This window comes from Aeromicrobium sp. A1-2 (assembly GCF_003443875.1).
Taxonomy (GTDB): domain Bacteria; phylum Actinomycetota; class Actinomycetes; order Propionibacteriales; family Nocardioidaceae; genus Aeromicrobium.
Genome location: NZ_CP027482.1, coordinates 2,947,554 through 2,963,480, shown reverse-complemented (window position 1 = coordinate 2,963,480; position 15,927 = coordinate 2,947,554). Strand labels below are relative to the sequence as shown.

Here is a 15,927-nt window from a genome sequence, read left to right as displayed (position 1 = left end):
CTACCGGCAGTCGGCGACTGCCTCGCGGGAGGCATCGACGTGGATCTGGGCATGCCCGGCGTACTCGTGGGCCAGGTCCAGGTCGTTCGTGCGGAGCGTGAGGGTCGCCCACCCGACAACCCGTTGAGGGTGGCTCGGCAGGCCGGAGAACGTGTTGTTGGTCGGGGTCCACGCGGAAATCGCGTCGCGGAGCGTCACCCAGCGAGCCGACTGGTCGGCCCACGACCCGCCCAGCAGGTCCGGCCCGGCGCAGTCGGAGAGTGCGAGTGCCAGCCCGGGCGCGGTGCGCTCGTCGGGAAGGAGTCCTCGCTCGACGTCGCCTGAGATCTTGCGGTCCTGATCCAGGTCTCCGTATCCCTCGACGCCGGGACCGGTCACGAGGTTGCGCGCCTCCTCGGCGGCGGCCTGCGCTGCACCGAGGGTCGCGGCGTCGCGCCAGGAGTCGACGGCGTCCTGGATCTGCTCGATCCGGCGATCGACGGCCTGGACCTCGGAGTTGCCCCGGGGTACCTGCGTTGCTGGTGTCGTCGAGCACGCTGCGGCGATGGCGCACAGGGCGGCCACGAGGGCTGTGAACTTCACGGTCTCGACCGTAGGCCACCGGGGGGTGGTTCGCGGGGATCGCGTGGGTGACGGACCTGTGACGGTGGGCGGGTCGGCGTCGAAACGGCTATCGGCGGAGGCAGGCCTCCTGGCGACTGTTTGCAGGATTCGCAAAGTTGGACGTTTGTCTCTGTTAATATTTCGCGGCTGAGACATTCGTCTCCGACCTTGTGCCAGTACAAAGAGGCCTTTTCATGCGCGCACGCCGGCAGTTGCCATCCGTTCTGACGACTGCGCTTGCTGTCTCCATGATCCTGGCGGGGTTCATGGTGAACGCCGAGCCGAGGGCGTCGATCGATCGCGGGGGGGCGGACCCGCGGTCGTCCGTGAAGGGAACTGGAACCGCTTCGACTGCTTCGGACCCATGGTCGGCGGACGTGTCGGTGAACGCTGAACAGCGTTTCGTCGACGCCGGCATCCATGCGAGTACGGCCTCCGAAATGGCAACACAACTATTGGACGCCTCGAAGCACCGCGTCTACCTACTTGCGACGCAGGCATACGCGGCAGGCTTTTGGTCGGACGCGAATAACATTTCTCCGCTGATTGCACCCGACGGCAAGCACGTTTCGGCCGAGGGCCGGGCACTCCACGCAGACCTCGCGGCCTTTTATGCCGGGTCAACACTCCAGATCGGTCTAGCTCCGGTGAATGGGCTGAACACTTCTCACTCACGGATTGGCGTCACGACCTCGGAGGGTATTGCTGGCGATCGTACAGCGCTGATTGCGATCAACAAGGAGTCGAAGGTTCGAGTGACGACGCTTGCGCGTTGTGCGAACACTGTTCTGTCCACCGATGACGAGAACAACCAGCCGACGCTGAGCGCCTCAGGTGTTGATCTGGCTCTGCAGACCACGACACTCGACGCCCCCTCTACTGCGTGCACTGCAAGAAACTCGCTGACCTTCGAAATCAAGAACGAAGGCACGGAGGTCTCTGACGGCGAAGTCACAGTGACTCTGCCGATGAATCCGCGAATCACAGATGCTGTCGTCACCGCTTCGGGGTGGTCGTTGACCGAGGTCGGAACGAACTACAAAATTACGAGAAGTGCGCCAATCGGAGCCCGTGAACGCACGTCGTTCGTGATGTCGTTCACCTTCTCCAGCCTGCCGTCCGACTCGCTGACATCGAATCAGTATGTCTTCAACGCCACGCTGGCGACCGGCTCAGGAGGGGACACGACTCCCGCCAACAACGCGTACGCGACAACGCTTGAATTCACGGCCTGCCCGCCACCTGATCTTGTGCCGGTCATCACACTCATGCCGTCCATCGTTGATTGCTCGAAGACGGTCCAACTGTGGTTTGAAATCCGCAACCTCGGAGCCGGCGCGTCGCACGGGCCCATCACCGTGACGCTCCCGACGAATCCGCGAATCACCGGCGCAAAACTCATACCGGTCTACGACATCTTCGACCCCAGTTACACCTACGACTCCGATTGGACCATGACCGAGGTCGGCTCGGACTACCAGTTCTCGAGCAGCACGCCCATCGAGCCTGACGTGGTTTCGAAATTCTTTATCGAATTCACCTACACCGCACTCCTGGACGACCCTCAGGAACTCTCAGTTCCTCTTGACGCGAGGATCCTCACAGGATCCGGAGGCGACGCGAGCAACAGCAACAATCACGATCAAGAGGTGCTCCTCGCCTTCGCCTGCTCCTAGTCGTCCGACTCTCCGCTGAGATCACCGACTGCGGACAGCCCGCAATGGCTCCGGGCGGAGCCGGCGTTGAGTTTCCACCACATGGATCTTGAACCTGTCTGATGTCTGCTTCCCAGATGAGCATGAGCGGGTCTGAGGGTCGGACGCCAAAGGCACTGGAACAGCGGACGGCGTTCTTCGATGCGAGGGCATCGAGTGCCACGCTGCGGCATGTGGCTGCCGCCGCAAATGTCACGAGAGCGACGGCGTGCAAGTGATTGAAGCAGCGCGAGGTGTTCGACAGCGGATCAAGAAAGCCGCGTCCGGCGTTGCGTCTGAGTCGTGACGAACGCGAAGTCATCTCCAGGGGTCTCGGCCGAGGCCGCGGTTGGGCAAGCTCGCTGCCGACGACCGCCCGCGGGCTCACGTCGAGGCGGGACTTGGATCGTGGTGGTCACCGCAACAATTCTCGTGCCTGTTCATCCGAAACTTCCCAGACGATGAGCAGATGCGGGTTTCGGACGAGACGATCTATACCTCCCTGATCGTGCAGACCCGGCCCGAGCTGAGGGCTGACCTGACGGGGACGCTCAAGGCATGGAAGAGAACCGAATAGCAGAGGCCGGCTTCAATCGGCGGAGGATAGGGGACTCCGTCGCTCGTTCCTCGCTCCTCCCCGAATCCGCTCTGCTGCAACAACGCACTGTGGCCGCCCCCAAAGAACAGGGACGGCCACAGCACATTGGCGGAGGATAGGGGATTCGAACCCCTGAGAGCTTTCACTCAACCCGCTTTCCAAGCGAGCGCACTAGGCCACTATGCGAATCCTCCGTGGATGAGGTTACCGGTCGTGATCGGCCACCGACGAATCGGCATCCCCGTCGGGTCTCGTGCTCCCGACTTGAGCACGCGCGGGACCTCTCCGTATGATGGTCGAAGCCCCTCGCGCGGCGACACATCACCCAACTCCCCCAGGGCCGGAAGGCAGCAAGGGTCAGTGACCTCTGTCGGGTGCGCGAGGGGTCCTTCATGCCCTGGGCAGACACCAGGGCGGTGCCCCAGCGGAGCATCGGGGGGCCCGATACGCCGCCAGGACACCGCCCTGGTCTGCGCTCCTGAGCTACGGCAGGGGCTCGATGACCGTGTGATCGTCGAGAGTTGCCACCAGACGGTTCAGGTGGTGGCGGCCGTCGCCGAGGGCGTGGTCGATTGCGGTGAGCCGGCCCATGTAGTGGCCGACGCTGTACTCCGCGGTCATGCCGATCCCGCCGTGCAGCTGGATCGCCTCCTGGCCGATGTGGCGTCCGGCCTTGCTGACCTGCAGCTTGGCGCGGGATGCCGCTTCGGTCGCGTCGCCACCGTCCAGCAGCACGAGCGTCGCCCACGAGACGGTGCTGCGGGCCAGCTCGAGCGACACGTACATGTCGGCCGCCCGGAACGTCAGCGCCTGGAACGTCATGAGCGGGACGCCGAACTGCTTGCGCGTCTTGAGGTACTCGACGGTCGTGGCCAGTGCCGTGTCCATCGCGCCGAGCGACTCGTGGCCGTACGCGATCTGCGCCTGGGCAACAGTTGCCGCAATCGCCGCGGACTGGTCCGCCCCGGCGTCGCCGAGCGGCGTCGCCGGAGTGCTGTCGAAGGCGACGTGAGCCGCCCGTCCACCGTCGAACGTCTTGTAGCCCGTGCGGGTCAGGCCCGAGGCGTCAGGCTGCACCAGGAACAGTCCGGTGCCGCCCTCGACCGCGGCGCTGACGATCAGCAGGTCGGCGCGGGCGCCTCCCAGCACGGGCTCCTTGACGCCGGTCAGGGTCCACGAGTCTCCCGAACCGGAAGCCGTGACGCCGGTCGCGGTCTCGGAGTAGCCCGAGCCCGGCTCGGTGTGCGCGAACGCTGGCACGAGGTTGCCCTCGGCGAGTGCGCCGAGGATCTCGGCACGCTGCTCGGAGGTGCCTGCTGCGGCGACCAGCCCGCCTGCGAGCACGACCGCCTCGACGAACGGCTCCGGCGCGATGACCCGCCCGATCTCCTCGGCCACGATCGAGACCTCAGCCGGACCGGCGCCCATGCCGCCGTCCTCCTCCGCGAAGGGCAGTCCGAGGACGCCCATCTCGGCGAGCCGCTGCCAGGTCTTCTCGTCCCAGCCCGGATCCTTCTTGGTCGCCTCGCGTCGAGTCTCCGACGTGTCGTACGCCTTGGTCAGCAGTCCGCGAACAGCGTCGCGAAGCGCTTCCTGCTCGGAGTCCAGTTGGAAGTCCATGTCAGCCCCTCAGTCCCAGGATCGTGCCGGCGATGATCTGTCGTTGTACCTCGTTGGAACCGCCGTAGATCGACGCCTTGCGGAAGTTGAGGTAGTTGGGCGTCGCCACACGCGCCCACTCGGGCACGTCCGAGTCCTCGCCCGCGCCGGAGGCCAGCGAAGCGGGCCCGGCGAGGTCCACGATGAGCTCGGTGACGGCCTGCTGCAGCTCGGTGCCGCGCAGCTTGAGCACCGACGAGGCCGGATGCGGCTTGCCGTCGGCGGAGTTGGCCACGACCCGCAGTGCCGTGAGCTCAAGCGCGAGCAGCTCGTTCTCCAGATCGGCGACCTGTGCCGCGAGGAGGGGGTCGTCCAGCAGCGAGGTGCCACCGGGACCGGCAGTCTTGGCGTGCTCCTTGGCCAGCGAGAGCGTGCGCTTGGTCGAGCCGACCGGCGCGACGCCGACCCGCTCGTTGCCGAGCAGGAACTTGGCGTAGTCCCAGCCCTTGTTCTCCTCGCCGACCAGGTTCTCGGCTGGCACGCGGACGTTGTCGAACCAGACCTCGTTGACCTCGTGGCCACCGTCGATCAGCTCGATCGGCCGGACCTCGACGCCGGGCGACGTCATGTCGATCAGGAGGAAGGAGATGCCGGCCTGCTTCTTGACGTCCGGATCCGTGCGGACCAGCGTGAAGATCCAGTCGCCGTACTGGCCGAGGGTCGTCCACGTTTTCTGGCCGTTGACCAGGTAGTCGTCGCCGTCGCGGACCGCGGTCGTGCGCAACGAGGCGAGGTCGGATCCGGCGTCGGGCTCGGAGAATCCCTGCGACCACCAGATGTCGAGGTTGGCGGTCTTGGCCAGGAAGCGCTCCTTGAGCTCCTGGGAGCCGAACGCGGCGATGACCGGTCCCACCATCGAGTGGTTGAAGGCCAGCGGCACCGGGACGGAGGCGAGCTGCATCTCCTCGTGCCAGATGTGACGCTGCAGTGGCGTCCAGTCCTTGCCGCCCCACTCGACCGGCCAGTTCGGCACTGCGATGCCAGCGGCGTTCATGGCCTGGACGGACTCGACGATCTGCTCCTTGGTGAGCTCGCGGCGAGCGGCGACGGTGTCGCGGATGTGCTGGGGGATCTGCGTCGTGAAGAAGTCGTGCATCTCTTCACGGAAGGCAACATCCTCGTCTGACAGGTGCAGTTTCATATACGGCTCCTCGGCGATCGCGCCACGTGGCGCACGGTGAGTCTAGTGTTTTGAGCAACTGTATGCACTAGGGGTGCATCTTTTTCTTTCGCACCGCACGGGCGCGGAGCGGCCCGACCAGACGGGGGCCGGCGAGACGCTGCTCGAGCCTACGCGCCTCGCGTCGCAGCGGCTGGGCGACATACTCACCAAGGATCACTCCGGCTGCGAGCGAGATCGCGATGGCAACGGCGGTGATCATCGCGAGGATCCCGGTGTAGTCGTCGTCGGCCAGCAGGGACAGCCCGCGGTAGATCGACAGACCGGGCAGCAGGGGCACGATGCTCGCCACCACGATCACGAGCGGTGGGACGTGGAACTTCGACGAGACCGTATAGCTGATGACGCCGATGAAGATCGCCGCGACCGCCGCGGGCCAGGCCCGGCCGACGTCGCGTTCGGACAGGAGCAGGAAGATCGAGGCGGCGGAGCCGGCAATCAGGGCGATGGGCAGCAGGATCCGCGCCGGGGCGTAGGCCGCGAACGCGAAGGCCGCCGCGCTGATCGCGGCACCGGCGACCATGAGCGGGAACCGGGACAACCCGGATGCCTCCGGGTCCAGCGCGATGTCGACACCGAGCATTCCGCCCACCGTGAGGCCCCCGCTGACGCCGACGATCACGCCGACCGTCGACATCATGACCTCGAGGATGCGGGCACCGGCGGTGATGTAGAAACCCGTCAGCGCATCCTGGATCGCGCCGATGAAGCCCAGTCCGGCGAGCAGCATCACGATGCTGGCGATGATGACCAGGGACGGGTTGACGTCGACGTGTACCGCGGAGACGCCCACCGCCAGCAACGTCGCGAACAGACCGCCGGCCACCTGGGCGTAGAAGAAGGGAAGCCGGAGCCGGGCCAGGTAGCGCTGCAGGATCTCGATGCCGATGGCCGCGATCCCCGCGATCGCCGTGACCGTGACGTCGCCGCCGATCAGCAGGGCGATGCCGGCACCGATGACGCCCCAGCTGAGGGACACGGCCCACCGCGGTGCCCGGTGACCTGTCGAGGTGATCTGTGCGATCTGGGTCCGCGCCTCCTCGAGGTCGATCTCGTCACTCAGCAGTGCCGTGACGAGGTGATCGGCACGGGTCAGGTCGTCGAAGTCGGTCTCGCGATGGGTGACGTGCCGGGTCAGCGAGAACGCGGGCTCGTCGAAGCTGACCTGGTAGCTCAGGGTCAGTGTCGTGAACGTCACGTCCACGAGTGCCTGACGCAGGCCCAGATGGTGGGCGATCGAGGACATCGTGGCAGTGACGTCGGCCGCGCCGGCACCGTTGGACAGCAGCATCTCGCCGACACGGAGGGCAAGATCGAGGGTCCGCTGGATCTCACGTGTCTCGGTCACAAGTCCCATACTGTTGGACCCGACGTCCGTCGCCAAACGAGGAGCACCACACATGACCGACTGGATCCCCGACGAGCTGGGCGACGGCTACGAACGACGCACGATCCCGCTGGGGTCTGACCCCGACGGCGAGGGCGACGTCGAGGCGACTCTGGTCCGCAGGACTCCGGCCGAGCCGTTCGAGGCCGCGGTTCTCTACGTCCATGGGTTCAGCGACTATTTCTTCCAGACCGAGCTGGCCGATTTCTTTGCCGAGCGTGGCTTCGCGTTCTACGCGCTCGACCTGCGCAAGTGCGGCCGTTCGCGCCGGGAGGGACAGACCGGTCACTACGTCTCTGACCTCGCGCTCTACGACGCCGAGCTGTCCGAGTCGCTGCGGATCATCCGCGAGGAGACCGGGGACAAGCCCGTCGTCCTTTCGGCCCACTCGACCGGTGGCCTGATCCTGCCGCTGTGGCTGGACCGGCTCAACCGGACTCCGGGTGGCACCCAGGGCGCCGGCATCGCAGGCCTTGTGCTCAACAGCCCGTGGTTCGACCTGCAGGGCAAGGCCTGGATGCGTACGTTCGGCACCCGCGCGATCGAGGCCTTCTCGCACATCAAACCGAAGGCGTTCATCAAGCTGCCGCCGACCGACGCGTACGGCACGAGCCTGCACGTCAGCGCGCACGGTGAGTGGGAGTTCGACACGACCTACAAGCCGCTCGAGGGGTTCCCGGTCACCTACGGCTGGCTGACCGCGGTCCGCCGGGGGCAGGCCGTCCTGCACCGCGGTCTCGACATCGGAGTGCCCTCGCTCGTCCTGCGCTCGGATCGCACCCGGTTCGCCTCGAAGTACACGCCCGAGGTCGACAACGCCGACGCCGTCCTCGATGTCCGGCAGATCGCCCGGTGGTCCGGCTGCCTCGGCGACCATGTCACGGTCGTGCCGATCGACGGGGCTCGCCACGATGTGTTCATCTCGCTGGACGAGCCGCGGAAGGCCGCCTATGCCGCGGTCGACGCCTGGTTGCGAGCCAGCCGTCTGCTGGTGTCATGACGGCCGGAGGCGACGGCCTCGTCAGCGTCTTACCGGGTCGATAGAGTTCACGTCGTGGATGCCCCCCTCGCGCTGTACCGCCGCTACCGGCCGGAGACGTTCGCCGAGGTGATCGGTCAGGATCATGTGACCGAGCCGCTGCGGCACGCTCTGGCTGCCAACCGGATCAATCACGCCTACCTGTTCTCCGGACCGCGAGGCTGTGGCAAGACCACCAGCGCGCGCATCCTGGCCCGGGCCCTCAACTGCGAGAAGGCGCCGATTGCCGATCCGTGCGGCGAGTGCCAGAGCTGTCGTGACCTGGCCCGCGGCGGGCCCGGGAGCATCGACGTCATCGAGATCGACGCGGCGAGCCACGGTGGTGTCGACGACGCACGTGACCTGCGTGAGCGGGCCTTCTTCGCGCCGGTCAGCAGCCGCTACAAGGTCTACATCATCGATGAGGCCCACATGGTGTCGCCGCAGGGCTTCAACGCGCTGCTCAAGCTTGTCGAGGAGCCACCTCCGCACCTGCGGTTCATCTTCGCGACGACCGAGCCGGACAAGGTCATCGGCACGATCCGGTCGCGTACGCACCATTACCCGTTCCGGCTCGTCCCGCCCAAGACCCTCGGCGACTACCTGCTGCAGTTGTGCGCCGCAGAGGACGTCAAGCTCGAGCCGACGGCATTGCCGCTCGTGGTCCGCGCGGGTCAGGGCTCGGTGCGGGACACCCTCAGCGTCCTCGACCAGCTGCTGAGCGGCTCGGGTCCCGAAGGTGTGACGTACGAGCTGGCGGTCGCGCTCCTGGGCTACACCCCCGACTCGCTGCTCGACGAGGCGATCGATGCGTTCGCGGCCGGCGACGGCTCCACGGTGTTCGGGGTCGTCGACAAGGTCATTGAGTCCGGGCAGGACCCCCGCCGCTTTGCCGAGGACTTCCTGCAGCGGCTGCGTGACCTCGTGATCGTTGCGGCGGTGCCCGATGCGCTGGACAAGGGCCTGCTTGACGTGCCGGGCGACCGAGCCGAGCGGCTCCTCAGCCAGGCCAGCGGCTTCGGCCCGTCCGAGCTGACTCGCGCCGCCGACATCGTCAATGCTGCCCTGATGGAGTTCCGCGGTGCCACGGCTCCGCGGCTGCTGCTCGAGCTGATGTGCGCCCGGATCCTGGTGCCCGGATCGGACAACTCGACGCAGGGATTCCAGGCCAGGCTCGACCGGGTCGAGCGCCGGCTGTCGATGGACGGCGGAGCCGCTCCCGTCCCGGCGGTTGCCCAGCCCGTGACACAGACCATCGCCCAGCCCGTTTCGCCGCCAGTCGTGCCCGTGGAGACCCCGACACAGGTGCCTGTCGTCGCTCCGGTTGAGGTCCCGGCCCCAGTCGTCGAGCAGGTGGAGACGCCAGCTCCTGTCGTCGCCCGGGCCGAGGTCCCGGCTCCTGTCGTCGAACCCGCCGTCCCGGTCGAGCCGGCACCCGCCGCCCAGCCCGCTGCGGCGGGCAACCTGACGATCGCGGACGTCCGCCGGCTGTGGCCGGAGATCCTCGACAAGATCCGCGACCTGCGACGGTTTGCGTGGGTCATGCTCAGCCAGAACGCCCAGGTCACGGGACTGGACGGCTCGACCCTGACGATTGCGTTGGTCAACGCGGGTGCCCGCGACTCGTTCATCAACAGCCGCTCCGAGGAGTACGTCCAAAAGGCATTGCACGCCGTGCTGGGCGTGACCTGGCGGATCGAGGCGATCGTCGATCCGGGCGCCCGCCCCGGCCCCTCGGCGGGCTCGGACGAGCCCGCCTCGATCGACCCGAGCCCGCAGGGTGCCGAACCCCGCAAGGGGGTCGGTGCGCCGGAGTCGGTGCGCGAGGCGCTGCGTGATCCCATTGCGCCGGAAAAGCGCGAGCACCCTGATGCCTCGGCCGATCGCGACGATCCGGTCATCGACAACGAGGTAGTCGATCCCGAGCTGCTGCTGCTGCGGGAGCTGGGAGCAGAAGTCATTGACGAGACCCGCACGGACTGAGTCGGGGCTCGTCCGCACCCGCCTCGACCTCGACCTCGATCCGCTCGACGTCCTCCGTCTGTTCCGTGGCCGTGAGCGGCTGGTCGCGCTGCTCGGCGCCTGGCACCACGGGGAGGCGTTGATCGCATTCGACCCGGTCGAGGTGCTGCAGGGCGATGCGTTCGACGGGATCGACTCCGCTCCCGGATCGGCGTCGTCCGCCCCGGATCTGGGCGGCTTCGGCGGAGGTTGGATCGGCGCCTGGGGCTACCAGCTTGGCCGGCTCGTCGAGCGGCTGCCGGAGACGCCGCGACGCCCCGTCCCTCAGCCGGACCATCGCATCGCGTTCTATGACCACGTCCTGAGGCGCACTGACGGTGCGTGGTGGCTCGAGTCGTTGCGTACCGACCCGGATCGTGACGCGGCGATCGTGGCCGTGCTGGCCGCGAGCAGGTCGGCGCCGCGGGCGTACGAGGTCGGCACGTTCGAGATGACGCCGACGCCGCAGGCACACCGGGCCGCGCTGGCCACGGTCCTCGAGCACATCGCCGCGGGCGACATCTTCCAGGCCAATCTTTGTGCTCGGCTCGAGGCCCCGTTTCACGGCGATCCGCTCGACGTGTTCTGCGCCGGCGTCGAGCGGATCGGGCCGGCGTACGCCGCCTTCGTCTCCAGCCCAGAGGGCGCGTTGGCCAGTCTTTCGCCCGAGCTGTTCCTGCGGCGCACCGGTGACGAGGTGCTGAGCTCGCCGATCAAGGGCACCGCCGCCCTCGACACCGACCCGGAAGAGCTGGTCGCCTCGGCCAAGAACCGGGCCGAGAACATCATGATCGTCGACCTGATGCGCAACGATCTGGGCCGAGTCAGCGTGCCGGGCTCGGTGCGTGTGCCGGCGGTGACCCGTGCCGAGCGGCACTCTGTGTGGCACCTGGTGTCGGACGTCGTGGGTCACGTCGCGCGCGGTGTCCGCGACTCCGAGCTCCTGCGGGCGACCTTCCCACCCGGCTCGGTCACGGGCGCGCCCAAGGTGCGGGCGATGGAGATCATCAACACTCTCGAACCGACCGGACGTGAGGCCTACACGGGGGCAATCGGCCACGTGAGTGCCGCTGCGGGGCTCGAGCTCAACGTCGCGATCCGCACGTTCGAGCTCGCGGGTGATCGGATCTGGCTGGGTGTTGGCGGCGGTGTCGTGGCCGACTCGACGCCTGAGGGCGAGTACGCCGAGTGCCTGGTCAAGGCGCGTCCGTTGATCGAGGCGATCGGTGGCACTCTCGCGCTGACGGCGGAGACGCCCGTCGTCGACGAGCCGCGGATCCCGGGTGTGCCCGAGCACCGGGCGACCGTCGACGAATCCGCCGGCATCTACGACACGCTGCTGGTCGAGGACGGTCGGGTCATCGACCTCGATGCCCACCTAGCGCGGCTCGACGCGAGCGTCCGCGCGGTCTACGGCACGACGATTCGCGCAGGGCTCGACGACGCCGTGATCCGGCGCGCAGGATCACTGACCGGGCGACAGCGGTTGCGCATCGACGCTGTGCCGGACACCCGCGGCGTGGTCGTGTCGATGTCGCACCGTGTCATCGACGACGATGCGGTCGCGTGGACCCTGACCCCCCGGACGATCGACGGCGGGTTCGGCCAGCACAAGTGGGCCGATCGTCGAGCGCTGGAATCCGACTCGCGGCCCGATCATGACCTGCTGCTGCTGGCCGAGGACGGATCGATCCTCGAGACCGCGAGAGCCAGCATCTTCGTGGTGCACGACGACGGCGTCCACACCCCGCCGTCCGACGGTCGGATCCTGCCCGGCACAGCCCGAGCTCGCGTCATCGAGCTGCTGCGCGCGGCCGGGGTGCCGGTCTTCCAGCGTCGGCTCACGGTCGTCGACCTGTCTGCGGCGACTGAGGTGTTCGTGACCAACTCGCTGCGTGGAATCGTTCCGGTCGTCGCCTGTGAGGGTGTCGGCGGGTGGCCGGCCGGCCTGACGACCGGGTGGCTGGGGGACGCCTTGCGGCGGTTCTGGGTGACGCCGGATCACGGCGAGTCGCTGGACCCGCCCGCGCCTCGGCAGTCCTCGCTGCCGGCTGTCTCGCAGGCCTCGGTGCTGTTCATCGACAACTACGACTCGTTCGTCTACAACCTGGTCCAGTACGTCGGCGAGCTCGGTGCCCGGACCTCGGTGGTCCGCAATGACGCGGTGACGGTCGATGAGCTCGTCGCCCTGCGCGAGCGCGGCGACTTCACACACCTGGTGGTCTCTCCGGGTCCTGGCACTCCGGCCGATGCCGGCATCAGCGTCGAGGCTATCCGCCGACTCGGGCCGACGACCCCGACGCTCGGCGTGTGCCTGGGTCACCAGGCGATCGCTGAGGTCTACGGCGCGTCGATCGTGCGTGCCGAGGAGGTCGTGCACGGCAAGCCGTCGCTGGTCCACCATGACGGGCGGGGCGTCTACGCGGGCCTGCCCACCCCTCTGGTCTGCGCTCGCTATCACTCGCTGGTGATCGATCCGGACACGCTGCCCGACGAGCTCGAGGCCACGTCCCACACCGCGGCCGGGATCGTGATGGGCGTCCGGCACCGCACGCACCCGGTCGAGGGCGTACAGATGCATCCGGAGTCGATCCTGACCTCGCGCGGCCACGAGATGTTGCAGTCTTTCCTCAACGCCTAGACATAGCGAGTGGTCACTCGCTATGTTGTGTGTCTCACATCACTCAAGGCGGCACACATGCTCGAGCTCGATCTGGTCATCACCGGCGGCACCTACTTCGACGGCACCGGCGCCCCGGGCGTCGTGACAAACGTCGGCGTGCGCGACGGGCGGGTCGTGGTGGTCAGCCCCGCTCCGCTGGCCATCGGCGCAGCGACCAAGGTTGTCGAGGCGGCGGGCCAGTGGGTCATGCCGGGATTCGTCGACACACATACCCACTACGACGCCGAGCTGCAGGTCGCGCCCGGCCTCAACGAGTCGGTGCGCCACGGCGTCACGACGGTGCTGGTCGGCAACTGCTCGCTCTCGACGGTCTACTCGACCCCGCTCGACATCGCCGATCTGTTCAGCCGTGTCGAGGCTCTGCCGCGGCCCCACGTGCTTGCCGCCCTGGAGGGGGCCAAGACCTGGTCGACGCCGCAGGGGTGGGTCGATGCTCTTGAGCAGCTGCCGCTGGGGCCACACGTCGCGTCGTTCCTCGGGCACTCCGACGCCCGGGCGGCCGTCATGGGGATCGGTCGATCGACCGATCCGGACCAGAAGGCGACCAAGGGTGAGCAGGCCGAGATCGAGCGCCGGCTCGAGGAGGCGCTCGATGCGGGCTTCCTCGGCATCTCGACCATGACCAACCCGTGGGACAAGCTCGACGGCGACCGTTATCGCTCGCGCTCGCTGCCGTCGACCTACTCCAGCTGGAAGGAGTTCCGCGGTCTCAGCCGGGTCCTCCGCCGGCGTGGTCGGGTCCTGCAGGGCGTGCCGAACCTCAACAAGAAGTACGACATCGGCTTCTACCTCGCGACCGCGACGGGCCTGTTCCGCAAGCCGTTGAAGGTCTCGCTGCTGGCCGCGGCCGACACCAAGGCCGAGCCGTGGGTCCAGGGCATCTTCGCGCCGCTGGCCTTCATCGCCAACCGACTGGGCCGTGGTCGGTTCACCTGGCAGCACCTCCCGACGACATTCCGCGTCTGGGCCGACGGGATCGACCTGGTCGTCTTCGAGGAGTTCGGCTCGGGCCGCGAGGCGCTCCACCTTCGTGAGGAGATGGGCCGCAACGAGCTGCTGAACGACGAGGCGTACCGGCGTTGGTTCCGCCGCGACTTCGACAAGCGGTTCTCCCCGCGGGTCTGGCACCGCGACTTCGACGACGCCGAGATCACCGAGTCCCCCGACACCCAGCTGATCGGCATGATGATCGGACAGGTCGCCCGCGATCGCGATCTCCACCCGGTCGACTGCTATCTCGACCTGGTCGTCGAGCACGGAACCAAGCTGCGCTGGAAGACCAACATCGCCAACACGCGGCCCGAGATCCAGGACAAGCTGATCAACCGCGCGGGTATCACGATCGGCTTCTCCGACGCTGGCGCGCACCTGCGCAACATGGCGTTCTACAACTTCGGCATCCGGTTGCTCAACCGCGTGCACCAGGCCCAGTCGAAGGACAAGCCGTTCATGACCGTCGAGAAGGCGGTATTCAAGCTGACCGGCGAGCTCGGCGAGTTCTACGGCATCGATGCCGGACGCATCGCGGTCGGAGATCGGGCCGACATCGTCGTGGTCGACCCGGCCGGGCTCAGCGACGCGGTAGATGACTACCACGAGGCGCTGATGCCGGAGTTCGGCAACATGAGCCGCATGGTCAACCGCAACGACGCGGCGGTCGCCGCCACGATCGTGACCGGCGAGGTCGTGTTCGAACGGGGCGTCTTCGCCGACGGCTACGGCCGGACGCTGGGGACCGGGCGGTTCCTTCGGGCCGGAGAGGGCCGTGGCACTGTCGCTCCGGTCCGCCGGCTCGGGCTCGAGGTGGCACAGTAGCCGTCGTGGCAGCCACCCGTCGTACGCAGACCGAACGTCGCGAGGCGACGATCGCGGCGCTGGTCGTCGCGGCGGCGGAGTCGCTGGCCGAGCTGGGCTACGCGCGCACCTCCACGATCGAGATCGCCAGGCGTGCCGGGGTCTCGCAGGGTGGACTTTTCCGCCACTTCGAGTCCCGGCTCGACCTGATCCTCGCGGCCGCCGACGAGGTGCGGTCCCGGCAGTTCGACGACTTCCGGCTGGGCCTAGCGGCGCTTGACGAGTTCAGCGTCTCGGCCTGCCTGACCCTGCTGCGCCGCGCGACCCGGGCACCCATGAATGCCGCGTGGTACGAGCTGCTGGTCGCGGCCCGGACCGATGCCGACCTGCGGCAGCGGCTGACTCCGCTCGCCGAGCGCTACCACCGCGAGATCATCGAGATCGGTCACGCCCTGCCGATCGCCGAGTCGATGCCGTCCGACGAGCTCGACACCATGATCCTCGGCGTAGTTCACATGCTCGACGGTGAGGCGATCACCTCGGTCGTCCTGGCGCATCCCGAGCACGAGGACCTCAGGCTAGAGCAGCTCGTGCGCATCCTGGCCGGACAGCGTCTGTTCGACAGCGAGTCGGCGGAGTCGGCTCATCGCTGACGGCATACCCTGAGTACCTATGTATGACGGTGTAATTCAGGATCTGATCGATGAGCTCGGGCAATTGCCCGGCATCGGTCCCAAGAGTGCGCAACGCATTGCGTTCCACCTGCTCGACGCCGACCCCGAGGACGTCCGCCGGTTCGCCGCGACGCTCCTGGAGGTCAAGGCCAAGGTGCACTTCTGCTCGACCTGCGGCAACGTCACGGTCGACACCGAGTGCCGGGTCTGCGCGGACCCTCGTCGTGACCTCTCGGTGATCTGCGTGGTCGAGGAGTCCAAGGACGTCGTCGCGATCGAACGCACCCGTGAGTTCCGCGGCCGCTATCACGTGCTGGGTGGCGCGATCTCGCCGATCGCCGGCATCGGACCCGACCAGCTGCGCATCAAGGAGCTGCTCCAGCGGCTCCAGGACGGCGTCGTCACCGAGGTCATCATCGCGACCGATCCCAACCTCGAGGGTGAGGCGACCGCGACGTACCTGATCCGGATGCTGACGCCGCTCGGACTGCGGGTCAGCAAGCTGGCCAGCGGACTGCCGGTCGGCGGCGATCTGGAGTACGCCGACGAGCTGACCCTGGGCCGAGCGTTCGAGGGCCGGACGACGATCGGCAACGCCATCACCCGCGCCTGAGCAACCACCGGCCGTCACGTCGT

The 15,927-nt window shown here is 67.6% G+C and carries 11 protein-coding genes, 1 tRNA gene, 1 other RNA gene and 1 pseudogene; 9 read left to right on the top strand and 5 right to left on the bottom strand.

Annotation, left to right across the window (positions count from 1 at the left end; translation table 11 throughout):
- On the bottom strand, positions 1-582 hold the full coding sequence (locus tag C6I20_RS14560) for a hypothetical protein (protein ID WP_118397205.1): 582 nt from the start codon (positions 580-582) through the stop codon (positions 1-3).
- 215 nt (positions 583-797) lie between these two features.
- On the opposite strand from C6I20_RS14560, the gene C6I20_RS14555 reads away from it, so the two are divergent.
- Positions 798-2,279: a hypothetical protein gene (locus tag C6I20_RS14555; protein WP_162891352.1), complete on the top strand. Its 1,482-nt coding sequence runs from the start codon at positions 798-800 to the stop codon at positions 2,277-2,279.
- A gap of 722 nt (positions 2,280-3,001) precedes the next feature.
- Here the strand turns inward: C6I20_RS14555 and C6I20_RS14550 are convergent.
- A tRNA-Ser gene (locus C6I20_RS14550) sits at positions 3,002-3,089 on the bottom strand.
- 103 nt (positions 3,090-3,192) lie between these two features.
- Here C6I20_RS14550 and ffs point away from each other — a divergent pair.
- Positions 3,193-3,289: signal recognition particle sRNA small type (gene ffs / locus C6I20_RS14545), an RNA gene on the top strand.
- An 89-nt stretch (positions 3,290-3,378) separates the two neighbouring features.
- Here the strand turns inward: ffs and C6I20_RS14540 are convergent.
- The 3 genes from C6I20_RS14540 to C6I20_RS14530 form a co-directional block, all read right to left on the bottom strand.
- Positions 3,379-4,515, bottom strand: a complete 1,137-nt coding sequence (locus C6I20_RS14540) for an acyl-CoA dehydrogenase family protein (RefSeq protein ID WP_118397199.1) — start codon at positions 4,513-4,515, stop codon at positions 3,379-3,381.
- 1 nt (position 4,516) lies between these two features.
- A complete protein-coding gene (locus C6I20_RS14535) occupies positions 4,517-5,695 on the bottom strand; it encodes an acyl-CoA dehydrogenase family protein (protein WP_118397196.1) in 1,179 nt (392 codons plus the stop codon).
- A 67-nt stretch (positions 5,696-5,762) separates the two neighbouring features.
- On the bottom strand, positions 5,763-7,091 hold the full coding sequence (locus tag C6I20_RS14530; protein ID WP_254052154.1) for a threonine/serine exporter ThrE family protein: 1,329 nt from the start codon (positions 7,089-7,091) through the stop codon (positions 5,763-5,765).
- Positions 7,092-7,134: 43 nt separating this feature from the next.
- Here C6I20_RS14530 and C6I20_RS14525 point away from each other — a divergent pair, with 43 nt between their 5' ends.
- The 7 genes and pseudogenes from C6I20_RS14525 (at position 7,135) to recR (ending at position 15,904) form a co-directional block, all read left to right on the top strand.
- A complete protein-coding gene (locus C6I20_RS14525; protein WP_118397190.1) occupies positions 7,135-8,121 on the top strand; it encodes an alpha/beta hydrolase in 987 nt (328 codons plus the stop codon).
- A 54-nt stretch (positions 8,122-8,175) separates the two neighbouring features.
- Entirely contained in the window at positions 8,176-10,122 is a 1,947-nt protein-coding gene (locus C6I20_RS14520; RefSeq protein ID WP_118397187.1) for a DNA polymerase III subunit gamma and tau, read from the top strand.
- Positions 10,100-12,046 (top strand): annotated as a pseudogene (locus C6I20_RS14515) (aminodeoxychorismate synthase component I); the annotation flags it as partial. The gene C6I20_RS14520 and the pseudogene C6I20_RS14515, both read left to right, overlap by 23 nt.
- Positions 12,047-12,208: 162 nt before the next feature.
- Positions 12,209-12,781, top strand: coding sequence for an aminodeoxychorismate/anthranilate synthase component II (locus tag C6I20_RS17875; RefSeq protein ID WP_371682689.1), 573 nt, complete (start codon positions 12,209-12,211; stop codon positions 12,779-12,781).
- Positions 12,782-12,838: 57 nt separating this feature from the next.
- Positions 12,839-14,638: an amidohydrolase family protein gene (locus C6I20_RS14510; RefSeq protein WP_118397182.1), complete on the top strand. Its 1,800-nt coding sequence runs from the start codon at positions 12,839-12,841 to the stop codon at positions 14,636-14,638.
- Positions 14,639-14,643: 5 nt separating this feature from the next.
- Positions 14,644-15,270: a TetR/AcrR family transcriptional regulator gene (locus C6I20_RS14505; RefSeq protein ID WP_118397179.1), complete on the top strand. Its 627-nt coding sequence runs from the start codon at positions 14,644-14,646 to the stop codon at positions 15,268-15,270.
- A 19-nt stretch (positions 15,271-15,289) separates the two neighbouring features.
- Positions 15,290-15,904, top strand: a complete 615-nt coding sequence (recR, locus tag C6I20_RS14500) for a recombination mediator RecR (RefSeq protein WP_118397176.1) — start codon at positions 15,290-15,292, stop codon at positions 15,902-15,904.
- The last annotated feature ends 23 nt before the right edge of the window (positions 15,905-15,927 follow it).